This is a genomic window from Enhydrobacter sp. (assembly GCA_025808875.1).
In the GTDB taxonomy this organism is placed as follows: domain Bacteria; phylum Pseudomonadota; class Alphaproteobacteria; order Reyranellales; family Reyranellaceae; genus Reyranella.
Genome location: CP075528.1, coordinates 2,243,302 through 2,264,954, shown reverse-complemented (window position 1 = coordinate 2,264,954; position 21,653 = coordinate 2,243,302). Strand labels below are relative to the sequence as shown.

The window sequence follows — 21,653 nt, the reverse complement described above, 5'->3', positions numbered from 1 at the left end:
ACCCAATCGCTGCGGCTCGCGGTCCGCTCCGCGATCCGTGCTCGTGGCATTCGCGGAAGCCTTGTTGCATGCTCACGCCGGGAGGGGCGCATGCAGGACGCTTCCTACGATTACATCGTGACCGGCGCGGGCTCGGCCGGGTGCGCGGTCGCCGGCCGGCTGAGCGAGGACGGCCGCTTCCGCGTGCTGTTGCTCGAAGCCGGACCGCGCGACCTCTATCCGTGGATCCACGTGCCGCTCGGTTATCACAAGACCTTCGCCAATCCGCGCGTGAACTGGATGTTCGACAGCGAGCCAGAGCCAGAGCTCAACGACCGCATCATGTATCAGCCGCGCGGCAAGGTGCTGGGCGGCACCAGCTCGATCAACGGTATGGTCTATATGCGCGGCAACGCTGCCGACTACGACGAGTGGCGCCAACGCGGTTGCGAAGGCTGGGACTACGAGTCGGTCCTGCCCTATTTCAGGCGAGCCGAGGACAATCAGCGTGGCGGCGACGCTTTCCATGGCACCGGCGGCCCGCTCAAGGTCACCGACCATCGCTGGAAGCCGAAGCTCGCCAAGGCGATGCACGATGCCGCCGTCGAAGCGGGCATTCCCGCCAATCCGGATTTCAACGGCGCGCAGCAGGAAGGCGTCGGCTACTATCAGACGACGATCAATGGCGCGCGCCGCTGGTCGAGCGCCCGCGCCTATCTCGGCGGCCCGAGGCGCGCCAACCTCACCATCGCGACGGGCGCCCACGCCACGCGCGTGCTGATCGAGAACGGCCGCGCGACCGGCGTCGAGTACCGCCAGGGCGGCCGCGAGTTGACGGCACGGGCCACGCGCGAGGTGATCGTCTCGGGCGGCGTGTACGGCTCGCCGCAGCTGCTGATGCTGTCGGGCCTCGGCCCGGCGCAGCACCTCAAGCAACACGGCATCGACGTCGTGCGCGATATGCCCGGTGTCGGCAGCCACCTGCATGACCACTTCAACACCTATGTCGGCTACCGCTGCAGCCAGCCGGTGACGATGAACGACATCGCGCTGTCGCTGCCGCGGCGTATGATGGCGGCGGCGCAGTATGCGTTCGGCCGCACCGGCCCGCTCGCCAGCATGGGACTGTTCGTCGGCGCCTTCGTGCGCTCCGACAGGCGGCTGGAGCGGCCCGACCTGCAGATCAACATGTTCGCCTGGGCGGTGATCTCGCGCGACCGCAACGGCGTCGTGCCGCAGCCCTACTCGGCCTTCGGTCTGAGCCCGGTGCATCTCAAGCCCGAGGGTCGGGGCACGGTGCGGCTCAAGTCATCGGACCCGCTCGCCGCGCCCGAGATCCGCTTCAACTTCCTCAAGACCGCGTACGATTGGCAGGCGCTGATCGAGGGCTTGCGCATCTGCCGCGAGATCGCCCGGCAGCCGGCGCTGAAGCCCTTCCTCGTCGAGGAGACGATGCCTGGCCCCTCCGTTTCCGGGGACAAGGAGCTGCGCGACTTCATCCGCGCGACGGGCGTGAGCAACCTGCATCCGGTCGGCACCTGCCGCATGGGTCGCGAGGTCGACGCCGTGGTCGATCCGCAGCTCCGCGTCCACGGCGTCGAGCGGCTGCGGGTCGCCGACGCCTCGATCATGCCCACCATCGTCGCCGGCAACACCAACGCCCCGTCGATCATGATCGGCGAGAAATGCGCCGACATGGTCAGGGCGGCCGCAGCCTAGGGAGGAAAAAGTGCCACTCGCCAGCAAGTATCTCTTCATCGTCAGCATGGACGTCGCCAAGGACAAGGAGGCCCTGTTCAACGAGGTCTACGACACCGAGCACGTGCCGGAACTGCTCAAGGTGCCGGGCGTGCGCGCCGTCACGCGGCTCAAGACCGAGCCGGCCGCCTTCATGCTGGCCGGCCAGCGCAAGGTGCTCGACGGCGCGGGCATGGCGAACTACGTGGCCCTCTACGAGATCGACTCGCCCGACGTGCTGCTCAGCAAGGAATGGGCCATCGCCGGCGAGAAGGGACGCTGGCCGGCTGAGGTCCGTCCCCATACGACCAATCGCAGCCACGTGGTTCGCAAGGTCATCTGATCCGGAGAGGAGCGTCGGGCCCGATCGGCGCCGTGGTCGCGGCCGTCTCGGGCCCGGCGCCTTCTGCCCCTTCCCGGCAGTACACGCAAGACCATGCGCCAATCCGCGCGGGCGGCGTGTGACCAAGCGATGTCCTTACATTCGATACAATAATGCCGACGGCAAAGGACTCGCCGGGCACCCCGCCTTCGTTCGATGGCGAACCGCCGCGCCAACCCCGCGCGTCAGAAGAGCAGTACGAGAAGGATGATGATCGGAATCGGAATTCCGATCAGCCACAGCAACATGCCTTTGCCCAATCCCATGACGGATCTCCCGGTATGTCGGCCCGAGTCGACAACGCCGGGATCGCCCGGCCGTTGCCGATCGGCCATTGTGCGTGCAATCTGGCGCGCGACTCTCTAATGTTTGCGCACAACCGAACGAGAAGGGTTTCATGGTGCGCATCGCAGTCATCGCGGCAGTCTTGGCTTCGCTCTCCGCCTGGCCGGCCGTCGCTGTCGAGCCAACCGACGTGAAGGGACTGTGGACGGGCCAAACTCCGGATTGCGGCGCCGTCAACCTGCAGATCAACAGCCAGCGCAAGGGCGCGCTCGAAGGCACCTTCCAGTGCACCAAGACGGGCGTGACGACCAAGTTCGGGTTGCGCATGGTCCTGGGACAGCAGATGGCCGGATCGTTCGACGGCACCACTCTGGTGCTCGATGGCGAGAAGTCGACCGTTCGCCTCAATCTCGACGGCAACAAGCTCGTCGGCTACACGGCCGGCGTCGGCCAGCCCAAGGTGCCGATGACCCTCACGCGGAAATAGGCGCGCCAGGCTCGCCCATGTCGCCAGTCCAGCCTCCCGTGAGGCGATGACTCAGGACCAGGCGTCGATACTCGCCATTTTGGCGGCGACCGTTGTCGCCTTCCTCTGGGGTCGCTGGCGGCACGATATGGTGGCGGTCGCCTCGCTTCTCGCCTGCGTCGTCGCCGGTCTCCTTCCGGACGTCGAGGCTTTCTCCGGGTTCGGTCATCCGGCCGTCGTCACCGTCGCCTGCGTCCTGATCCTGAGCAGCAGCCTCCAGCAAACCGGCGCGATCGACGTGCTGACCCGCGTCGCGCTCCCTCAGAAGGCCGGCGCGATGACGACCACCGCCGCCATCGCCGGCCTGGCGGCCCTCCTGTCCGCCTTCATGAACAATGTCGGCGCGCTCGCCCTGCTCATGCCCGTCGCCCTGCAGGTCGCGGCACGGCACGAGCTGCCGCCCGGCAAGCTGCTGATGCCGCTGGCCTTCGGCTCGATCCTCGGCGGCATGACGACGCTCATCGGCACGCCGCCCAACCTGATCGTTTCGGGTTTCCGCAGCCAGGCGGTCGGCAACTCCTTCGCCATGTTCGACTTCACGCCGGTCGGCGTCGTCGTTGCCGTCGTCGGCGTCGCTTTCACCGTGGTCTTCGCCCGCTGGCTGGTGCCGACGCGCGAACGGGTCGGCGCCGAGGGTTTCGAGACCGGCGCCTACCTGACCGAGGCGCGGATCACCAGCAAGAGCAAGGCGCAAGGCATGACCTTGCGCGAAGTCGACAAGGTACTCGAGGAGGCCGATGCCCAAGTCATCGCGATGATCCGCGACGACGTGCGGATTGGCGCACCTAGTCCCTATCGCGAGTTGCGACGCGGCGACATCCTGGTCATCGAGGCCGAGCCGGAGGGGCTTGCCTCGACGCTCGCTGCGCTGGGGCTCAGGCTCGAGGAGGACGTCACCGACGACGGCGATCCGGCCGCCGAGGCCGCCGCGCCGGAAGCGGGGACACGAGACGCGCCGCCCCAGGCGAATGCCGCCATCCCGTCCGACGAAGTGGTGTTGACAGAAATGGCCGTCTTGCCCGATTCAGCCATCGCCGGCCGCTCGGCGACGGACATCCATCTGCGCAGCCGCTATCACATCAACCTGCTGGCCGTGTCGCGGCAGGGCCGCCGTTCGATGGCCCGGCTGCGCACGATGCCGATGCGGCCGGGCGACGTGCTGCTGCTGCAGGGCCAGCCCGAGGCGCTGGCCGAGTTCGCCTCGCAGTTCGGTTGTGTCCCGTTGGCGGAGCGTGCGTTGCGCATTCCCGATCCACGTCAGGCCGCCACAGCCGGCGGCATCATGGCGGCCGCGGTCAGCGGTGCGGCGTTCGGCCTGCTGCCCGCCGCCATCTCCTTCGCCGGCGGCGTGCTCGCGTCCATGGCGTTGCGCACCGTGTCGCCACGCACGGTCTACAATGCCGTCGACTGGTCGGTGATCGTGTTGCTCGGCGCGCTCATCCCGGTGGCCGGCGCGATGGAGACCACGGGCGCCGCCGACCTGATCGCGCGCGTTCTGCTCGACAACGTCGCGCAGGGCAGCGCGGTCGTCGCCCTGGTGCTGATCGTGATCGTCACCATGACCCTGTCGGACTTCATGAACAACGCGGCCACGGCGGCAGTGATGTGTCCCGTCGCCATCGGCGCCGCCGGCCAGCTCGGCGCCAGCCCCGATCCCTTCCTGATGGCGGTGGCGATCGGCGCCTCCTGCGCCTTCCTGACGCCGATCGGGCACCAGAACAACACCCTGATCCTCGGTCCCGGCGGCTTCGGCTTCGGCGACTACTGGAAGCTCGGTCTGCCGCTCGAGGTCATCGTCGTGGCCGTGAGCGTTCCGCTCCTGCTGGTCGTCTGGCCTCTCTGAGGCCGCTAGACTGCGGGCATGCGCTACGGCTTCTATCTCCCGACCCGCGGTCCCGCCGCCACGCGCGAGGGCGTGCTGGCGCTCGCGCGCGAAGGCGAGCGGCTCGGCCTGCATTCGGCGATGATCGCCGATCACGTCGTCTTCCCCGTGGCGAGCGATTCGCCCTATCCCTACACGCTCGACGGCAAGCACCCGAGCGCCGGCGACGCGCTCGAGACCTTCGCCATCCTGGGCGTAGTGGCGGGCGCCACCGAGCGGCTGCGTCTGGTCACGTCGGTTCTGGTGCTGCCCTATCGCAACCCGGTGCTGACGGCGAAAATGGTCGCCTCGCTCGACGTGCTGTCGGGCGGACGGGTGACCCTGGGCGTCGGCGTCGGCTGGCTCAAGGAAGAGTTCGAGGCGCTCGACAGTCCCGACTTCGACAGGCGCGGCGCCGTCACCGACGAATGGCTGACGATCTTCAAACAGCTCTGGACCCGCTCGCCGGCCAGCTTCGAGGGCCGTTTCTATCGCTATGCCGACATTCGCTGCGAACCCTTCCCCGCGCAGAAGCCGCATCCGCCGATCTGGGTCGGCGGCCATTCGCCGGCCGCGCTGCGCCGCGTCGCCCGTTACGGCGACGGCTGGCATCCGGTCGGTGCCATCGCCGCCTCGCCGCTGCCGCCGCAGGAGATGACGGCGCACCTGCAAACCCTGAAGCGCCTGACCGAGGCCGAGGGCCGCGACTTCGCGAAACTGGTCATCTCCTACAAGGCGCCGCTCTACGATTCGGGCGTGCCCGATCGCGACGGCGCGCGGCGCAGCTTCTCGGGTGCGCCCGACGAGATCGCGGGTGACATCCGCACCTTCGCCGCCATCGGCGTGCACGAGCTGATCTTCGACTTCCGCGGCCAGAGCATCGCCGAGAGTATCGAGCGCCTGCAGAAATTCGCCGCCGAGGTCGTGCCGCTGGTGGAGGGCTGACAGGCCTCTCTGCGACCACCGCCTCGAATGCATCCACCTCGCCGCCCGGTCGCAGCTAACGCCGGTGCCGCTTGGCGATTTTGGCCATTTTGGCAATTTTGGCAGGCCTCCCCGGACACTCCCTCGATGCCTCAGTGAGACATTCGGAAAGATAATCAATCATATCAATGACTTGAGATGTCTCACCGGGTGAGACATCGCTGAGATATCGGCCTGTGGATGAGTGGACACCGAGGACTGCAGGGGACTGTGAGGATTCGAGGACGAATCGCCTCCGATGCCGATGGCACCGGCATCCGAGCCGTCCTCGGGGAGGGGACGCACCAGGGACGGTTCCTGCTGTAGGCTCGGCCTGGGGAGGACGCCTCTTGATCGTCGACTGCCACGCCCATGTCTTCGCGCACTGGATCGGCGCCTGCGGCCATCCCACGCGCGACATCCACAACCGCTATCTCCAGCGCATGATCGCGCGGACGGTCGCCTCGACCTACCGCCTGCGCGACGGCGCGCCCGCCGACACCGGCGCACTCTACCGGCCCGACGATCCAGGCTGGAGTGGCCTCCTCGACGTCGATTTCCGCGTCGGCCGGTTTGGCCAGCTCGAGTTCACCCACGCCGGCGAGGACCATGCCATCCAGTACATGCCCGTCGGCATGCAGGAGATGGCGGCGCCGCCCGAGCTGATGCTCGCCCAGATGCGCTACGCCGGCGTCGACCATTGCCTGTTGCAGGCCGGCGGCGCCTACGGTGCGATGACCGACATGAACGCCTACGCTGGCCGGCAATATCCCGACCGCATGACCGGCATGATGCATGTCGACGAGGCGATGGCCGGCCATCCGGCGCAGCTTGCCGAGATTGATCGCGCGTTCCACCGGCTCGGGTTGCGCGGCCTCTACTTCAACGTCGATTCGCTCAGCCGGCACGGCTTTCCCTGGCCGCTCGACGCGCCGCAGATGGAGCCGTTGTGGGACAGGCTGGCCGCGCTCGACATCGTGCTGTGCATCGAGTTCAGCTCGGGCCCGAGCTACGACCTCGCGGGCTACATGGCGCACGTCGCCGCCTTCGCCCGCATCCTTGGCCGATATCGGTCGCTGCGCGTGCACATGGCGATGAGTCCGCCGGTCGGCCTCTTCGTGCGCGCCGGACGCTACGAATTTCCCGACGAGGTCCTGCGCCTCTATCGCCGCGAGCCGATGGTGCTGGAGGTGGTGTTCCCGATCAGCTACGGCGGCGTATGGGACTATCCCTACCCCGAGGCCCAGGCGCTGATCGCCGACATGCGCGACCAGCTCGGCGCCGATCGGCTGATCTGGGGTTCCGACATGCCCAACGTCGAGCGCTTCTGCACCTATCGCCAGTCGCTCGACTACGTCAGGCGCTACTGCCCCTTCCTGACGGCGCGCGAGAAGGACCTGATCCTGGGCGAGACCTGCGCTGCCTTCTACGGCATCGAGACCACGCCCGCTTCGCGCTGAAGCTCCGGGCAGGCGATCGGCCGGAGCGGAGCGCGATCAGAAGGCGCCGATCAGGCCCGCGCCCCTGTCGAGCACCGGCAGGACCTTGTCCCTGGCTTCGGCCGGAATGCCGAAGACAACGCGGTCGACGCCGGCGTCGCGGGCGCGCTCGAGGGCGGCGCGGTCCATGCCGACGCCGAACAGGGTGACCGGCACGTCGGCCTCGGCGCGGCCGGCCGCCTTCAGCATCTCGCGGAACGGTGGCAGCATGGCAAGCGTGTCGCCGCCCCGCCCGCCGATCGGCATCCAGCCATCGGCGTAAGCCACCGCGCGGCGCGCACCGTGGGGGAAGCCGCCGCCGACGACGATCGGCGGATGCGGCTTCTGCACCGGCTTGGGCCACTGCATCATCTCGTCGAACTTGACGAACTCGCCGGAATATTTCGGCTTCGACTTGGCCCAGATCTCCTTCATCGCCTCGATCCGCTCACGCATCAGCTTGAAGCGCGTGGCGAACGTCGTGCCGTGGTCGGCCATCTCCTCGGCGTTCCAGCCGCCGCCGATGCCGAACAGCATCCGACCGTTCGACAGCCGGTCGACGGTGGCGACCTCCTTGGCGGTGTGGATGGGATCGCGCTGCACCACGAGGCAGACGCCGGTGCCGAGCTTGATGGTCTTCGTCACCACGGCCGCGGCCGCCAGGGCGATGAAGGGGTCGTAGGTGTCGTAGTACCATTTCGGAAGTTCGGGGCCGCCCGGCCAGGGCGACCTGCGGCTGGTCGGAATGTGGCTGTGCTCGGGGAACCAGACGGATTCGAAGCCGCGGGCCTCGGCCTCGATGGCGAGATCGTGCGGCGGAATCGCATAGTCCGTCGCGAACATGGTGACGCCGATCTTCATTCCGTCCTCCCTCGATACGCCGGCGATGGTAGACCATTCTCCGGTGCGACGGTGAAGGCGCGTCTGCTTCCCCTTGCCGGGGCGACGCTGTAACGTCCGCGCCATGCGGACCGGCGAGATCGTCTTCACGGGAATGGAGCGGGTCGTGATCGGCCGTCCGGCGGCCGAGGCCGTGGTCGAAGCGGCGGAGCGCCTTGGCGCGAGGCGGGTGTTCCTTCTCGCCGGCGGCACGCTCAACCGGAAGACCGACGCCGTCACGCGGATCGCCGAGGCGCTCGGACCGCGCTACGCCGGCACGCACGACGAAATGCCCGCCCACAGCCCGCGCGATGCGGTGGTCGCCTGCGCGAACAAGGCGCGCGCCGCGGGCTGCGACCTGCTGGTGAGCGTCGGCGGCGGCTCGACGACCGATGGCGGCAAGGCCGTCACGATCTGCCTGGAGCACGACATCACCGAGCCGGACGGGCTCGAGCCGTTCCGCACCGTGGTCGACGAGATCACTGGCAAGCGAAGCTTCCCGCACTACAGGGCGCCGCGCGTGCGGCAAATCTGCGTGCCCACGACGTTGAGCGGCGGCGAATTCAATGCCCGGGCGGGCGTCACCGAGCCCCGGCTGCGGCTCAAGCAGGCCTACATCCATCCCGGCCTCATCCCGCTGGCGGTGATCTTCGACCCGGCCATCACGATGCACACGCCGGAATGGCTCTGGCTCTCCACCGGCATCCGCGCCGTCGATCACGGTGTCGAGACCTACTGCTCGATCGACAGCAACGCCTATACGGACAGCACGGCGTTGCAGGCGTTGCGCCTGCTCGGCCGCGGCCTGCCCGCGGTCAAGCGCGACCCGTCCGATCTCGCGGCGCGGCTCGACTGCCAGGTCGGCGCCTGGATCTCGATGATCGGCATCGTCGGCGGAACGCGCATGGGGGCGAGCCATGCCATCGGCCACGTGCTCGGCGGCAGCGCTGGCGTGCCGCACGGCTACACGTCGTGCGTCATGCTCCCTGCCGTGCTGGCGTTCAACGCCGAGGTGAATTGGGACCGCCAGGCCGAGATCAGCGCGGCGCTCGGCGCGCCCGGCCAGCTGGCCGCCACGGTTCTCGATGGATTCATCTCGGGCCTCGGCCTGCCCCGGCGCCTGCGCGATGTCGGCGTCAGGTGGGACGACCTGCCGCGCATCGCCGCCAACTGCATGCTCGACGACTGGACCTTCTCCAACCCGCGCCGGATCAACGGCGCGCAGGAAGTCGTTCCCCTCCTCGAATCGGTGTTCTAGGCGCGTCACGCGCTCTGGCGGCACCGCGTCTCGCGCATCATCAGGGTGCAGGCAATGCCCACGGCCGCACCCGCCACCAGGACGCTGAATGCCGTGCTGTAGGCAGCGCTCGCATAGACCCGGACACCATTCGCCATTTCGCCGGCCCAGGCCAGATCGAGCAGCCATCCGAGCAGCGGCTGGTAGAGGGCGCCGGCCCCGGTCACCACGCCGTTGACGATGCCGAGCGCGGCGCCGCCGGCAGCCGGCGGATTGAGTTCGCGGACCGCGGCAAAGCCCACGATCTGCGCCGAACCGCCGAAGCCGCAGAGAAAGCACAGTGTGCTCATCGCCCAGAGCGGCAATCCGGGCGCCCAGGCAAGCCCCGCCATCGCTGCCGCCGTCAGGATGAGGCCCGCAACGAAGGGCGCCTTGCGCCGACCGATGCGATCGCTGAGCCAGCCCATCACCGGTGCGCCGACACCCCAGCCGATGAATACCATCGACGTGATACCCGCCGCCGCCGTGCGATCCAGTCCCTGTGTCTGCGCCAGGAAGGGCACACCCCACAAGCCGGCGAAGCCGAGCAATGGTCCGGTCGTGCCGAGGCCGGCGACGGCGATCAGCCAGGTTTGCCGATTGCGTGCGACCTGCCCCAGCCCGACCAGCACTTGCCGCAGCCCGCCCGCCCCGTGCGACCTGTCCCGGACCGTGGCGATCGCCGCCAGCGCCAGTGCCACACCGCCCACCGCCAGCGCGAGCGAGGCGCTCCGCCAGTCGAGCCATTCGACGAGCACACGCAGCGGCGCCTGGCCGAACACACCCCCGGCCATGCCGAGCATCATGGCGAGGCCGGAGAGCAGCGCGAAGCGCGCCGGCGCAAACCACTGGCCAGCGACCGTCATCGCGCCGACCAGGCTGAAGGCCGCGGTCGCGCCGATCAGGAAGCGGCCGAACGACAGGATCCAGAGCTCGGGCGCCAGGGCGAACAGCACGCAGCCGGCGGCGCATCCGACGGCGGCCACCGTCATCAGTCGGCGCGGGCCGAACCGGTCCATCAGAAGGCCGACCGGGATCTGCATGCCGGCATAGCCGTAGAAATAGAAGGCGGAGAGATTGCCGATGGCGGCGGCGCCGACGCCGAAGTCGCGCATCAGCTCGTCGATCATCACGCTCGGCGAGACGCGCATGATCCAGGCATAGAAGAAGAACAGCGCGCCAGTCGCCCAGCCAAACAGCGCCAGGCGCCGCATGGCTTACGGCCGCGACGCGCGCTTCTGCTGCCGCAGTGCGGCGCCGAACGCCTCGAACAGGGTCCGGTTGATCGGGTTGCTCTGCGGATCGTACTCGGCGTGCCACTGGACGCCCAGTGCGAACCCGGGCGCATCGGCAATGCGGATCGCCTCGATCGTGCCGTCCTCCGCCACGCCTTCGACGACGATGCGCGCGCCCGGTTCGAGAATGCCCTGGCCGTGCAGCGAGTTCACGCGGATCGCCTCGCGACCAAGAAGCTTGGCGAAGACGCCGCCGGATGCGAGCTGGACCTCGTGGCGATCGCTGAACACGACCTCCGGATCGGGATGAATCTCGCCATTCTCCAGCCGGGGCATGCGATGGTTCATGCGTCCGGGCAGGTCGCGGATCTCCGGGTGCAGCGTGCCGCCGAAGGCGACGTTCATCTCCTGGAACCCGCGGCAGATTCCGAAAAGCGGCACGCCGCGATCGACACAGGCCCTCACCAGGGCGAGCGCGACCGCATCGCGGTCGTGGTCGTAGGGTTCGTGGCGGGTGTCGGGTTCGACGCCGAAGCAGGTCGGGTGGACGTTGGCCCGCGCGCCCGTAAGCAGGACTCCGTCGACGACGTCCAGCAGCGCATCGACATCGGTGATGTCCGGCGCGGCGGCAAACATCAACGGCAACGCTCCCGCGACCTCCGCCACTGCGCGAAGGTTGCGCTGTCCCACCAGTTGCACGTTGTGCCGGTCGTTGACCACCTGGGCATTTCCGATCACGCCGACCACTGGTTTCGTCATGCGAAGGACTCTCGCTCCCGACAGGCTTGCGGATAGTGACATCGCACACGGCGCGACGCGAGTCCGTGTTAGGGTGCACCATGCTTGATGCCGCGCCGGCCGCCAGCGTCCGAGCCGAGCGCCCGTGGGCGGCGCTGCTGGCCGCGACCTTGCTGAATCTGCCATTGGGATCGGTCTATTCCTTCAGCGTCCTGCTGCGTCCAATCGAGCATGAGCTCGAGATTCCCCGCTCGGCGCTGTCGCTCGTCTTCGGCCTCGCCACGGTGGGTTTCACCGTGGGCTCGGTCGGCGCGGCATTCGTCTACCGCCTCGCCTCCGCGCCGACCCTGGTGTTCGTCAGCGCCATGGCCGCCGCCGCCGGCATCGCCGTGGCCGCACAGGCGTCAGGCCTCGCCCAGTTGCTGGTCGGCTACGGCATCGTGTTCGGCATCGGTGGAGGCGTGTCGTATATCCTGCTGCAGCAGGGCGTGAACATGCTGGTCCGCCGACGACTAGGGCTGGTGAACGGTTATCTCGTCAGCCTCTATCCCATGGGCGCGATGATCGCGACGCCCGCCTTCCATGTCTGCAACGAAGCTTTCGGCTGGCGCACCACTCTGGTCGGGCTGGCGTTAACTCTGGTGGCGTGTGGTGCGGTCGCGGCGCTGTTGGCCCAGCACAGCAGGATGCGCCTGGTCGCGCCGGCGGGGAGCGTGGCGAGCCACCCCGCAAAGTTGGGACTGACCTTCTTCAAGATCTCGGCGACTTTCTTTCTCGCCGCCTCGGCAGGCCTGATGGTTCTGAGCCAGGCCCGAGAGATCATCGCCGTCTATGGAGGCGCGGCGGCGCTCGCCGTGGGAGCCACCACCGGCATCACCGGGGCAATCGCCCTCGCCCGCGTCAGCGGCGGCTGGCTGGTCGACCGGTTCGCCGTGCCACACGTGATGTGCGCGGCGCACGGCCTGGCGCTCGTCGGCGGATTGCTGCTGGTGCTCTTCCCCGCACCCGTGACAGCGGTGCTCGGGCTGGCAATGGTTGGCATGGGCTACGGCTTCATCTCCGGTTCGACCGCCGGAGGAATATCCGTCTACTGGCCGCCCGCCGACTTCGGACGCGTCGCCGGGCGGACGTACATTGCCTGGTGCCTCGCCGCCATCGGCCTGCCCGTACTGGCCGGCTACCTGTTCGACGTGACGCGCGACTACAGCCACGCGATGTTGATCGCCGTCGGCGCAAACCTTGCCGGCATGGCCACCGCATTGACGATGCCGAGACTCGGCTGGCGAAAGGCCGAGCCTACTTGAAGACCGGCGTGATGAGCACGCTCGGCAGCCAAAGTGCCAGAAATGGGAACAACATCACCAGCACCAGAACCCATCCATCGGTGAACAGGAACGGCATGGCGCCCTTCGTGACCTCGTGGAGCGGCACCCGGGTGGTGCCGGCGACCGCGAACAGGTTGAGCCCGACCGGCGGGATCACCACCCCCATCTCCATCGCCAGCGCCGTCAGGATGGCGAGCACGACCGGGTCGATGCCGAGACTCATCGCCACCGAGAAGAACACCGGCACCGTCAGCACGACGATGGCGATACCGCTCAGGAACATCGACAGGAACAGCAGGATCGGCAGCAGGATCAGCAGGAACTCCATGGGCGACAGGTCGAGGCCGCCGACCCACTGCGTGAGGTGCTGCGCCCAGCCCTGATTGGCGAGCACGAACTGGAAGACGCCGACGCAGCCCAGCAGGAAAAAGATCACCGACGTGAGATTGAGCGAGCGCACCGTGACCGCCATCAGATCTTTCAGGAACGCCCCGCGCTTGATGAGGATGCCGTAGATCAGCGCGTAGCCGCAGGCTGCGGCTCCGGCCTCGGTCGGCGTGAACAGCCCGCCGTAGAGACCGCCCAAGATCACCACCGGCATCAAAAGTGCCGGCCATGCATCGACGGTCGCCTCGCCCAAAGCCCGCCAGGAGAATTTGCCCGCCGGCAGCTTGAGGTACCAAGCGAAGAACACCAGGACGATGGCGTCGCTGATGGCGAGCAGGATGCCGGGAATAACGCCGGCGAAGAACAGCGTGACGATCGAGGTCTCGGTCAGGATGCCGTAGAGGATGAGGATGATGCTGGGTGGAATCAGAATCGCGATGCCGCCGCCGGAGGCGACCAGACCCGCCGCCAGCCAGGCGGGATAGCCGCGCTTGCGGAGCTCAGGATAGGCAATCACGCCCATGGCTGCGGCCATCGCGGTGCTGGAGCCCGAGATCGCACCGAAGATCACCGCCGCCACCAGGGTAGCGAAGCCGAAGCCCCCGGGCAGCCATCCGATCAGAGCATCGGCGAAGCGAAACAATCGCGCAATCAGGCCGGTCTGCTCCATCAGGAAGCCGGCGAAGATGAAGAACGGCACGGCCATCAGCGTGTATTTGCTGAGGAAATTGAAAAAGGATTGAAACACCGCGCCAGGCGACAGCATCGGATCGCCGAAGATGAAGATCAGGCTGGCACCGGCGAGAACGATGCCGAGCGGCAGGCCCAGCACCAGCAGTACCGTGAACAGGCTTGCAAGCAGTGACATGCGGTTGCGCTCCCCCTGCGCTCGCGGATCTAGAGTTCCATCTCCAGATGATTCGGTTCCCATGGGAAGGGGTCGCGCCCTACCAGTCGCATCACGTCGCGGTAGAACTGGAACAGCAGCGTCACGCCCATCAACGCCAACCCGACGAGCAGCGCGTACATGAACGGCCAAAGCGGAATGATCATGCTCTCCGTCATGCGCTCCAGCTTCAGGGCTCGCTCGGCGGCTGGATGGCCCCACCAGATGACCGCGACGACGAACAGAATGCCCAGCAGCGAGGCGATCGCCTGGACGGCCAAGCCGAGCTTGACCCGGCCGCTACGCCTCAGCCATTCGGGCAGAATGGTGACGGCGAGATGGGTGCGTTGCGCCTGGCAAGTGCCGAAATAGATGAACGTGGCCGTGACCATGAAGTAGGTCACGGCATCCTGCCCCCAATGGAATGTCTGGCCCTGGACGTATCGTCGGAATATCTCGACCACCGACAGGATCGTCATACCGAGCAGGATCAGCGCGGCCGCATAGCCAACGACGCGGTCCTGGAAGAACCGCCATGTCTTGTAGATCGTAACCATATCGGTTCTTCCACTTGGTCAACACAGCCAACGGGCGCCGCCGTGGTCGACGGCGCCCGTCGTTGCCGACACGTGCTACTTCTTGGCGAAGTAGTGGGCCAGTTTCGAGCAATCGGTCTTTTCGATCGAGGACGTGCCCATCGGGTGCGCCACCGACGCCGCCCGCGCCTCTTGAACGTAGCGGTCGACCCACTTGTGGGCGTCGTTCGGAGTGTTCGCCTTCACCCACTTGATCGTGGCGTCGCCTAGTGCATCGGCCAGCTTCTTCTGCTCGTCCGGCTTGAGGATGTAGATACCGGGCTTGCTCGGGTCTTCGGTCAGGTACTGCTTGATGACCCGCTCGTCGTTGCACCAATTGACCTGTTTCTGGAGCGGAATGAGTTCCTCGACGATCAGCTTCTCCAGCGCCGCCTGGGTCGGCTTGTTGAGCCGGTTCCACCACTTCAGGCTTGCGCCGATCCAGTAGTAGTCGCCGACGATGCCGTTGATGCCCGCGACCGTGTAGAACGGCGCCTGGTCGCGCGTCGCATTGAAGCCGCCGATGCTGGTCAACAGGCCGTCGATGACGCCGGTCTCGAGTGCCGGCGGCACGTCGCCGAACGCCATCGTCACCGGCGAGGCACCCCACGCCGACAGCGCCGCGTTCTCGGCCGGGCCCATGCTGCGGATCTTGCGGCCCTTGAAGTCGTCCGGCGAACGCAGACGCTTCTTCGCTCCAGCGCCCATGAACATGCTGAGATGCGCCGTGCCGAACATCTTGACGCCATGCAGTTCCTCGAAGCGCTTGCGCAAAACCGCGACCGATTCGAACTTGTCGAGCTGCTCCATGGCACCGGGGGTGGTGAGCAGCATCGGCCCGGCGACGACGTTCATCCAGCGGTCGATCGCCGCCGTCTTGCCGAACTGTCCCCAGGTCATCTCGAGGTTACCCTCGCTCATCGCCGCCAGGGCCTCGGGAATCGTGTACAGCGCGCCGGCATGGTAGAGGCGCAGTTCGCTACCAGGGATCGCTGCGGCCAGACGCTTGCTGAACTCGACCTGAGCGATCGCGGCCGGATGGGGCGGTGGGGTATGGTCGGCCACCAACCGAATGGTGACCTTCTGCAGTTCTTGTGCGACGGCGGGTCCCGCCGCAGCAATGGCGAGCGCTGCGACCCCAGTCGCCGTCGCCAGCATCGTCCGACCGAGTCGTCGCACACCGGCGCGCGAGCGCCACATCGTGTTATTGCCTAGCGTCACTGTAGGATCCTCCCAGATCTGTCTCATCATTCGTCCGACGGCATGGCCGCCGAATTCGGCCTATCTTGAGGCTCGCATTGCGGAAAATATAACACCGGAGCGGGTTCATATCCTATGACTTTTACACAGAGAATGAACCGGTTCGCGAACGGATCGACGTCGACGGATAATGGCGGAGAGGAAGGGATTCGAACCCTCGATACGGGTTTACCCCGTATAACGGTTTAGCAAACCGCCGCCTTCGACCGCTCGGCCACCTCTCCGCAGCCCGTTCAGACCCCGGCGATCAATATCCACGACGGATGCGCGGCGGTTCTAGCGGGTGGGGGTGCGGGGTGTCAAACATGGGTCGAATTTCACCCGTTATTTCAGGCGCTTGGCCGGTCGACGCGAACACGGCGACGTGCCGCACATGCGACGACCCCAAGCGGGTTCGTTGATGGCCGAGAGGGTCGCGCCGGCGCTCGCGCTGGTCATCGTGGGCGCGTTGCCGGCAGTGTCAGGCAGCGGCAGCGGGCGCGTGCTCTTCGGCAAGGTGCTCGGCCTGATCTGGATGTCCGGCCTCGTGCTTCGGCTTCGCGATGGCCGGATTGGCGGCCACGGCTTCGGCTATCCCAGCGCCTTCCTGATCGGCACGATCTCGGCGCTGCTCGGGTTGCTGCCGCTCGACCGAACGCGGTCGCGGCGCTAACGCCGCCTTCAGTGGGTCTCGAAAATGTAGTGCCAGAGAAGGTGAAGCAGCTCGGCGCAGATGACCACGACCAGCAACCCGAAGACGTAGCGCCTGGCCTCCGGCGAAGTGGCGACCCGCACGCCAAAGACTCCGCCCAGGATGCTGCCCACGCCCATCACAGCACCGAGTTCCCAGTCGATGTCGCCCTTGTAGGCAAAGACCAGCATGGCGATCAGTGTGGTCGGCACGAGCACCGCGCTCTTCACCGCGTTGGCGGACACCAGGGTCAACCCGGCCGCCAAGGTCAGCGCCATCAGGAGATAGGTCGCTCCGTCCAGCACGATGAAGCCAAGCCACAGGCCGATGCCGAAGAAGATCGCGGCATGACCCCACGACCAGCGCGGATCGTCGACCGAGACGCTCTCCAGCGTCTTCTTGATCTTGGTGAAGAGCAGCACCAGCGCAACCATCACCGCGCCGGTGATGACGAGACCGAGATTGCGCGAGTCGATCGTCTCGGCGAGACCGGTGCCGACCAAGCTGCCCGCCATCGCCGGGCCGCTGACGCGCAGCGCCAGCCGCCACGGCATCACGTTCTTGGCGTGAAAGCTCATGGTCGCCGAGATCGCACCGATCAGGACCGGGATGCGGTTGGTGGCGTTCGCCGAAAGCGGGTCGAGACCGATCAACATCAGGAGCGGCAACGACACTGCCGAACCGGACGACGCCGCCGTGTTGAGGAATCCGCAGGCGAGGCCCGCACCGAAGCCGAGCGCCAGACTCCACAGATCGTATGAAAGCAGGCGTCTCCTCTCGCCCGGGTTGGTCGTTGTGTCGTCATCGTATACGGTAGGCCCCATGAGTAAAGAACGCGTGTCCTCCGTCGAAATGCTGCGCCGACTGGTTGCCTTCGACACCACCTCCCGCAATTCCAACCTCGAGCTCATCGAATATGTCCAGACCTATCTCGACGATCACGGCGTGAAGAGCACACTGGTGCCCAACATCGAGGGGACGAAGGCCAATCTCTACGCTTCGATCGGCCCCGACACCGAAGGCGGCATCGTGCTGAGCGGCCACACCGACGTCGTACCCGTCGACGGCCAGCCCTGGAGCACCGATCCGTGGGTGCTGACGGAGAAGCCGGACGGCAACTTGTACGGGCGCGGCTCGTGCGACATGAAGGGCTTCGTCGCCACGGCGCTCGCCCATGTGCCGACGTTCCAGCGCGCCAAGCTGAAGGTGCCCATGCATTTCGCCTTCAGCTACGACGAGGAGGTCGGCTGCCTCGGCGCCCATTCGCTGGCCGAGAAGCTCATGGGGGCCGTGCCACGACCGCGCGCCGTGATCATCGGCGAGCCGACGATGATGGGCGTGGTCAACGCGCAGAACAATGGTGGCGGCCTGATCGCCACCTTCACTGGCTTCGAGGCCCATTCGTCGATGACTCATCTCGGCGTCAGCGCCATCCACTTCGCCGGCGAGTTCATCCACTGGCTGAACGAGCTGCAGGATGAGCTGGCGCAGCGCACGCCCCCGGCCGGGATCGACACGGTGCCGGGCCATACCACGATCAATGTCGGCATCATCAATGGCGGCACGGCGGGCAACATCCTGGCCCGCGAATGCGTGCTGAACTGGGGCTATCGCACCCTGCCGACCGACGATCCGTGGGAAGTGCAGCGGCGTGCCGAGAAGTACATCGCCGACGATTTGCTACCACGCATGAAGGCCAGGCATCCCGACGCCGACATCACGCTCAAGCGACGATCCTTCGTGCCGGGCATCAAGCCGGAAGAGAACGAGGAGGCGACGGCGCTGGCGCTGCAATGGACGGGCGGTAACCGCACCTACGCCGTGCCCTATGGCACCGAGGCCGGCATCTTCCGGGCGCACGGCATTCCGACAGTGATCTGCGGCCCGGGTGACATCGCCCAGGCGCACCAGCCCGACGAGTTCGTCGCGCGCTCGCAGATCGACGCGTGCGACGCCTTCATGGCGAAGATGGTCCGCTGGGCGGAGGCGCGCTGAGTCAACGCTCCGCCAACGCGAGCTTCAGGCCAAGCCCTGCAAAGGCCGCGGCAAACACGCGTCGCATCCATGCGAGCACGCGCGGCCGGCTGATGACGTGGCGGCGCACGGACGCGGCGAACAGACCGTAGACTGCGAACACGACGAACGTCATCAGCATGAAGACGAGGCTGAGCTCGAGCATCAGCGGCAGCGCCCGCGGATCGCCGACCGCCACGAACTGCGGCAGGAAGGCGAAGAAGAAGATCGAGAGCTTCGGATTGAGCAGGTTGACCAGGATCGCCGAAACGATGACCTGAAGGTCAGACCGCACGCGGTCGTCGCGCTGCACCGCGAGCGCCCCTTGCTCCCTGAGCGCGCTCCACGCCATGTAGAGCAGATAGGCGACGCCGAGATACTTGAGGATCTGGAACGCCACCGCGCTGGTGTGCAGCAGCGCCGCCACGCCCAGCAGCGCAGCCGCCATGTGCGGCACGATGCCGAGCGTGCAGCCGAAGGCGGCGACCACGCTCGCCCGCCCGCCGCGTGACAGGCCCGCGGCGAGCGTTACTAGAACGCCGGTACCCGGCGAGGCGACGACGACCAGCGACGTCAGCAGGAACTCCCAGCCCATCGGGTCACCCGGCCCTGCGGCCAGCCTCGAACAGGAACCAGATGCGCTGCTCGGTCTCGTCGATCCAGTTCTCGAGCAGGCTCGCCGTGGCGACGTCGTTGTGCTCGTCGCACAGCTCGTGGAGGCTGCGCATGGCGGCGCAGAGCTGCTTGTTGTCCTCGCGCAGCTCGGCCAGCATGTCGGGCGGCGTGACATAGTCGGCGTCGTTGTCGAGCAGGCGCGCCAGCTTCTTGACCTGGCCGATGGAATGAAGGGCATTGCCGCCGAGCTTGCGGGCGCGCTCGGCGATCGCATCGATCATGGCGTAGATCTGGTCCGACTGCTCGTCGAGCATCAGATGGTAGTCGCGGAAATGAGGGCCCGAGACGTGCCAATGGAAGTTCTTGGTCTTCATCCAGAGCGTCAGCACGTCGGCCGCCAGCAGGGCGAGTCCGCCGGTGATGTCCTTGGTGGCATTGGCCCCGAGATCCGTCGGCGTGGCGAGGGCGGCGGTGCGGCGGCTCTTGGTGTCCTTGGCCATCGTAGTCGACTCCGTTGTGCGTGGCGTGACGGGCGCCATGGCGCACAGGCTACCATCCGTTCGATAGCGAACAAGCCCCCGGCCGATTGCCCCCAGCACCGGTCCCTGTACATTGACGCGGATGACTCTGCCGGACGGCCAGGACGAACTCACCGCCATTCTCGAGGGCATCGGAGAGGGCTTTTACGCCCTCGACCGGGACTGGCGCATCACGAGGTTCAACAGCGAGGCGGCTAGGCATTTCGGCCGACCGGCCGGAGAGATGATCGGACGGCGGTTGTGGGATCTCTTCCCCGACGCGCTCAATACCGACCTCGGCCGGCTGTTCATCGACACGATGACGAGACGCGCGACGGTGCGGGGCGAAACACCATCGGTGATCGTGGGTCAGCGCCGACTGGCCTATCGCCTGTTTCCGCTGGGCGACGGCATGGGCATCGTGTTCCGCGACGTCACCGATCTGCGAAAGGCCGAGGAACAGCGCGAACTGCTGATCAACGAGCTGAATCACCGCGTCAAGAACACGCTGGCGATCGTGCAGTCGATCGCCTCACAGACCTTGAGGGATGTCGCGCCGTCGATCCGCGCCGACTTCGAGCAGCGCCTAGTCACGCTGAGCAGCGTCCATGGCCTGTTGACGTCCCAGCACTGGGACAGCGTCGAACTGCGCGAGGTGGTGAAGGCATCACTGCGTCCTCACCTCGGCGCACACCCGCGCGTCGCCTTCGATGGTCCGTCCCAGCGCCTCGCCCAGCGCAGCGCTGTGGCGCTGTCGATGGCACTGCACGAGCTCGGCACCAACGCCCTGAAATACGGCGCCCTGTCGGTCGAGTCGGGCAAGGTGACGCTCGACTGGTCCATCGAGTCGGGCACGTTCTTGCTGACCTGGCGCGAAAGCGGCGGCCCGCCGGTCCGGGCGCGCAAGCGAGGCGGCTTCGGCTCGCAGCTCATCGAGCGGGCGCTGTCGGCTCAGCTCCAGGGCGAGGCACGTCTCGACTTCAGGCCCGACGGACTGGTCTGCACGATCCGTTGCCCGCTGGCGATACTGAGCGAGGAGGCTCAATCCTAGAAGGCGGCACAGACCTCGCGTTCCGTGCGAAACACGCCATGCTGTCCGTAACGCACGTTGTAGGCCTCGACGATCGCCTCGACCTTCTGCCGATGGGCGGGGGCGTCGAACACCACGACGACGAGAAGCTTGGTCTTCTCACGCACGATCGTGCCCGGCGGCGTGCGATGCTGCCCCGCCACATCAATCACGCTGAGTCCATCCGGGAAGCGCGGCGTCACCACCTCGGCGAGGAAGGCCGCCCATTCTGCTTCGGTCAGCTCCCCTTTCGGCGTGTCGCGCCCGAAATAGAGGTCGACCTGCAGCGCGGGCTTGAGCGGCGCCTGGCAGGGCGGCGGTTGTGGCTGGGCGCACGCGCCAAGCGCGAGCACCGCAGCCAGTGCCGAGAGCCGCCTCAATTGAGGTAGGGCACCGCCATGCCCTTGGTAACCGCAGGACGGGCGTTGATTGCGTCGTACCAGCGCTTGACGTTGGCAAAGTCGGCAAGATTGACCTGATGCCATTCGTGGCGTGCCGCCCATGGGAAGATCGCCATGTCGGCGATGGTGTAGTCCACCCCGGCCGCGTAGGCATTGGTGGCGAGTTGCTTGTCGAGCACGCCATAGAGCCGCTTGGCCTCGTCGACGTAGCGCTTGATGCCGTACTCGATCTTGGTCGGCGCCGCGCGCAGGAAATGATGGGCTTGGCCGAACATCGGCCCGACGCCGCCCATCTGCCACATCAGCCATTCGAAGGTCTTGTATCGCTGGACCGGATCCTTGGGCAGGAACTTGCCGGTCTTCTCGGCGAGATAGATAAGGATCGCACCTGATTCGAACAGGCTGATCGGCTTGCCGCCAGGACCGTCCGGATCGACGATCGCGGGAATACGGTTGTTGGGGCTGATCTTCAGGAATTCGGGCTTGAACTGCTCGCCCTTGGAGATGTCGACCTTGTGGATGCTGTACGGCAACCCGCACTCCTCCAGCATGATGGAAATCTTGCGGCCGTTGGGCGTGCCCCAGGTGTGAAGTT

The 21,653-nt window shown here is 66.8% G+C and carries 22 protein-coding genes and 1 tRNA gene; 11 read left to right on the top strand and 12 right to left on the bottom strand.

Going from position 1 to position 21,653, the window contains the following annotated elements:
* The first annotated feature begins 90 nt into the window (after positions 1-90).
* The 6 genes from KIT25_11165 to KIT25_11140 all read left to right on the top strand — a co-directional run bounded on the left by KIT25_11165 (position 91) and on the right by KIT25_11140 (position 7,193).
* A complete protein-coding gene (locus KIT25_11165; GenBank protein ID UYN97457.1) occupies positions 91-1,698 on the top strand; it encodes a choline dehydrogenase in 1,608 nt (535 codons plus the stop codon).
* 10 nt (positions 1,699-1,708) lie between these two features.
* Positions 1,709-2,059 (top strand): hypothetical protein, encoded by a 351-nt coding sequence (locus tag KIT25_11160; GenBank protein UYN97456.1) that lies wholly within the window; start codon positions 1,709-1,711, stop codon positions 2,057-2,059.
* Between the two features lie 436 nt (positions 2,060-2,495).
* The gene (locus KIT25_11155) at positions 2,496-2,870 is read left to right on the top strand and encodes a hypothetical protein (GenBank protein UYN97455.1); all 375 of its coding nucleotides are present in this window, start codon (positions 2,496-2,498) and stop codon (positions 2,868-2,870) included.
* Positions 2,871-2,916: 46 nt separating this feature from the next.
* Positions 2,917-4,752: an SLC13 family permease gene (locus tag KIT25_11150; GenBank protein UYN97454.1), complete on the top strand. Its 1,836-nt coding sequence runs from the start codon at positions 2,917-2,919 to the stop codon at positions 4,750-4,752.
* A gap of 18 nt (positions 4,753-4,770) precedes the next feature.
* Positions 4,771-5,715 (top strand): LLM class F420-dependent oxidoreductase, encoded by a 945-nt coding sequence (locus KIT25_11145; protein UYN97453.1) that lies wholly within the window; start codon positions 4,771-4,773, stop codon positions 5,713-5,715.
* Positions 5,716-6,083: 368 nt separating this feature from the next.
* A complete protein-coding gene (locus KIT25_11140) occupies positions 6,084-7,193 on the top strand; it encodes an amidohydrolase (protein UYN97452.1) in 1,110 nt (369 codons plus the stop codon).
* A gap of 36 nt (positions 7,194-7,229) precedes the next feature.
* Here the strand turns inward: KIT25_11140 and KIT25_11135 are convergent, their stop codons facing one another.
* Complete coding sequence (locus KIT25_11135) at positions 7,230-8,072, bottom strand: LLM class F420-dependent oxidoreductase (protein UYN97451.1); 843 nt, start codon at positions 8,070-8,072, stop codon at positions 7,230-7,232.
* A gap of 103 nt (positions 8,073-8,175) precedes the next feature.
* Here KIT25_11135 and KIT25_11130 point away from each other — a divergent pair, with 103 nt between their 5' ends.
* Positions 8,176-9,348, top strand: coding sequence for an iron-containing alcohol dehydrogenase (locus KIT25_11130; protein ID UYN97450.1), 1,173 nt, complete (start codon positions 8,176-8,178; stop codon positions 9,346-9,348).
* Positions 9,349-9,353: 5 nt separating this feature from the next.
* On the opposite strand, the gene KIT25_11125 is transcribed toward KIT25_11130, so the two are convergent.
* Positions 9,354-10,580: an MFS transporter gene (locus KIT25_11125; GenBank protein ID UYN97449.1), complete on the bottom strand. Its 1,227-nt coding sequence runs from the start codon at positions 10,578-10,580 to the stop codon at positions 9,354-9,356.
* A gap of 3 nt (positions 10,581-10,583) precedes the next feature.
* A complete protein-coding gene (locus KIT25_11120) occupies positions 10,584-11,360 on the bottom strand; it encodes a gamma-glutamyl-gamma-aminobutyrate hydrolase family protein (GenBank protein ID UYN97448.1) in 777 nt (258 codons plus the stop codon).
* Between the two features lie 80 nt (positions 11,361-11,440).
* On the opposite strand from KIT25_11120, the gene KIT25_11115 reads away from it, so the two are divergent.
* Entirely contained in the window at positions 11,441-12,643 is a 1,203-nt protein-coding gene (locus tag KIT25_11115) for an MFS transporter (protein UYN97447.1), read from the top strand.
* Here KIT25_11115 and KIT25_11110 read toward each other — a convergent pair.
* From KIT25_11110 to KIT25_11095, 4 genes are all read right to left on the bottom strand, one after another.
* Positions 12,636-13,919 carry a TRAP transporter large permease gene (locus tag KIT25_11110; GenBank protein UYN97446.1) on the bottom strand — a complete coding sequence of 428 codons (1,284 nt, stop codon included), beginning with the start codon at positions 13,917-13,919 and terminating at the stop codon, positions 12,636-12,638. The genes KIT25_11115 and KIT25_11110 overlap by 8 nt on opposite strands.
* Positions 13,920-13,948: 29 nt before the next feature.
* The gene (locus KIT25_11105; GenBank protein UYN97445.1) at positions 13,949-14,494 is read right to left on the bottom strand and encodes a TRAP transporter small permease; all 546 of its coding nucleotides are present in this window, start codon (positions 14,492-14,494) and stop codon (positions 13,949-13,951) included.
* 75 nt (positions 14,495-14,569) lie between these two features.
* On the bottom strand, positions 14,570-15,733 hold the full coding sequence (gene dctP, locus KIT25_11100) for a TRAP transporter substrate-binding protein DctP (protein UYN97444.1): 1,164 nt from the start codon (positions 15,731-15,733) through the stop codon (positions 14,570-14,572).
* A 170-nt stretch (positions 15,734-15,903) separates the two neighbouring features.
* Positions 15,904-15,996 (bottom strand) — tRNA-Ser (locus KIT25_11095).
* A gap of 176 nt (positions 15,997-16,172) precedes the next feature.
* Between KIT25_11095 and KIT25_11090 the strand changes: the two genes are divergently transcribed.
* The gene (locus tag KIT25_11090) at positions 16,173-16,424 is read left to right on the top strand and encodes a hypothetical protein (protein ID UYN97443.1); all 252 of its coding nucleotides are present in this window, start codon (positions 16,173-16,175) and stop codon (positions 16,422-16,424) included.
* Between the two features lie 8 nt (positions 16,425-16,432).
* On the opposite strand, the gene KIT25_11085 is transcribed toward KIT25_11090, so the two are convergent.
* Positions 16,433-17,266 carry a sulfite exporter TauE/SafE family protein gene (locus tag KIT25_11085; GenBank protein ID UYN97442.1) on the bottom strand — a complete coding sequence of 278 codons (834 nt, stop codon included), beginning with the start codon at positions 17,264-17,266 and terminating at the stop codon, positions 16,433-16,435.
* Here KIT25_11085 and argE point away from each other — a divergent pair.
* On the top strand, positions 17,265-18,437 hold the full coding sequence (gene argE / locus KIT25_11080; GenBank protein UYN97441.1) for an acetylornithine deacetylase: 1,173 nt from the start codon (positions 17,265-17,267) through the stop codon (positions 18,435-18,437). The two genes, KIT25_11085 and argE, sit on opposite strands and share 2 nt — an antisense overlap.
* Before the next feature lies 1 nt (position 18,438).
* Here argE and KIT25_11075 read toward each other — a convergent pair whose 3' ends face one another.
* Both KIT25_11075 and KIT25_11070 read right to left on the bottom strand, forming a co-directional pair.
* The gene (locus KIT25_11075; protein ID UYN97440.1) at positions 18,439-19,050 is read right to left on the bottom strand and encodes a LysE family translocator; all 612 of its coding nucleotides are present in this window, start codon (positions 19,048-19,050) and stop codon (positions 18,439-18,441) included.
* Positions 19,051-19,054: 4 nt separating this feature from the next.
* The gene (locus KIT25_11070) at positions 19,055-19,570 is read right to left on the bottom strand and encodes a DNA starvation/stationary phase protection protein (protein ID UYN97439.1); all 516 of its coding nucleotides are present in this window, start codon (positions 19,568-19,570) and stop codon (positions 19,055-19,057) included.
* 121 nt (positions 19,571-19,691) lie between these two features.
* Here KIT25_11070 and KIT25_11065 point away from each other — a divergent pair, with 121 nt between their 5' ends.
* The gene (locus KIT25_11065) at positions 19,692-20,639 is read left to right on the top strand and encodes a PAS domain-containing protein (protein UYN97438.1); all 948 of its coding nucleotides are present in this window, start codon (positions 19,692-19,694) and stop codon (positions 20,637-20,639) included.
* On the opposite strand, the gene KIT25_11060 is transcribed toward KIT25_11065, so the two are convergent.
* Positions 20,636-21,037, bottom strand: a complete 402-nt coding sequence (locus KIT25_11060; protein UYN97437.1) for a DUF3574 domain-containing protein — start codon at positions 21,035-21,037, stop codon at positions 20,636-20,638. The genes KIT25_11065 and KIT25_11060 overlap by 4 nt on opposite strands.
* Positions 21,034-21,609: a glutathione S-transferase family protein gene (locus KIT25_11055; protein UYN97892.1), complete on the bottom strand. Its 576-nt coding sequence runs from the start codon at positions 21,607-21,609 to the stop codon at positions 21,034-21,036. The genes KIT25_11060 and KIT25_11055 overlap by 4 nt, the downstream gene beginning before the upstream one ends.
* Positions 21,610-21,653: the final 44 nt, after the last annotated feature.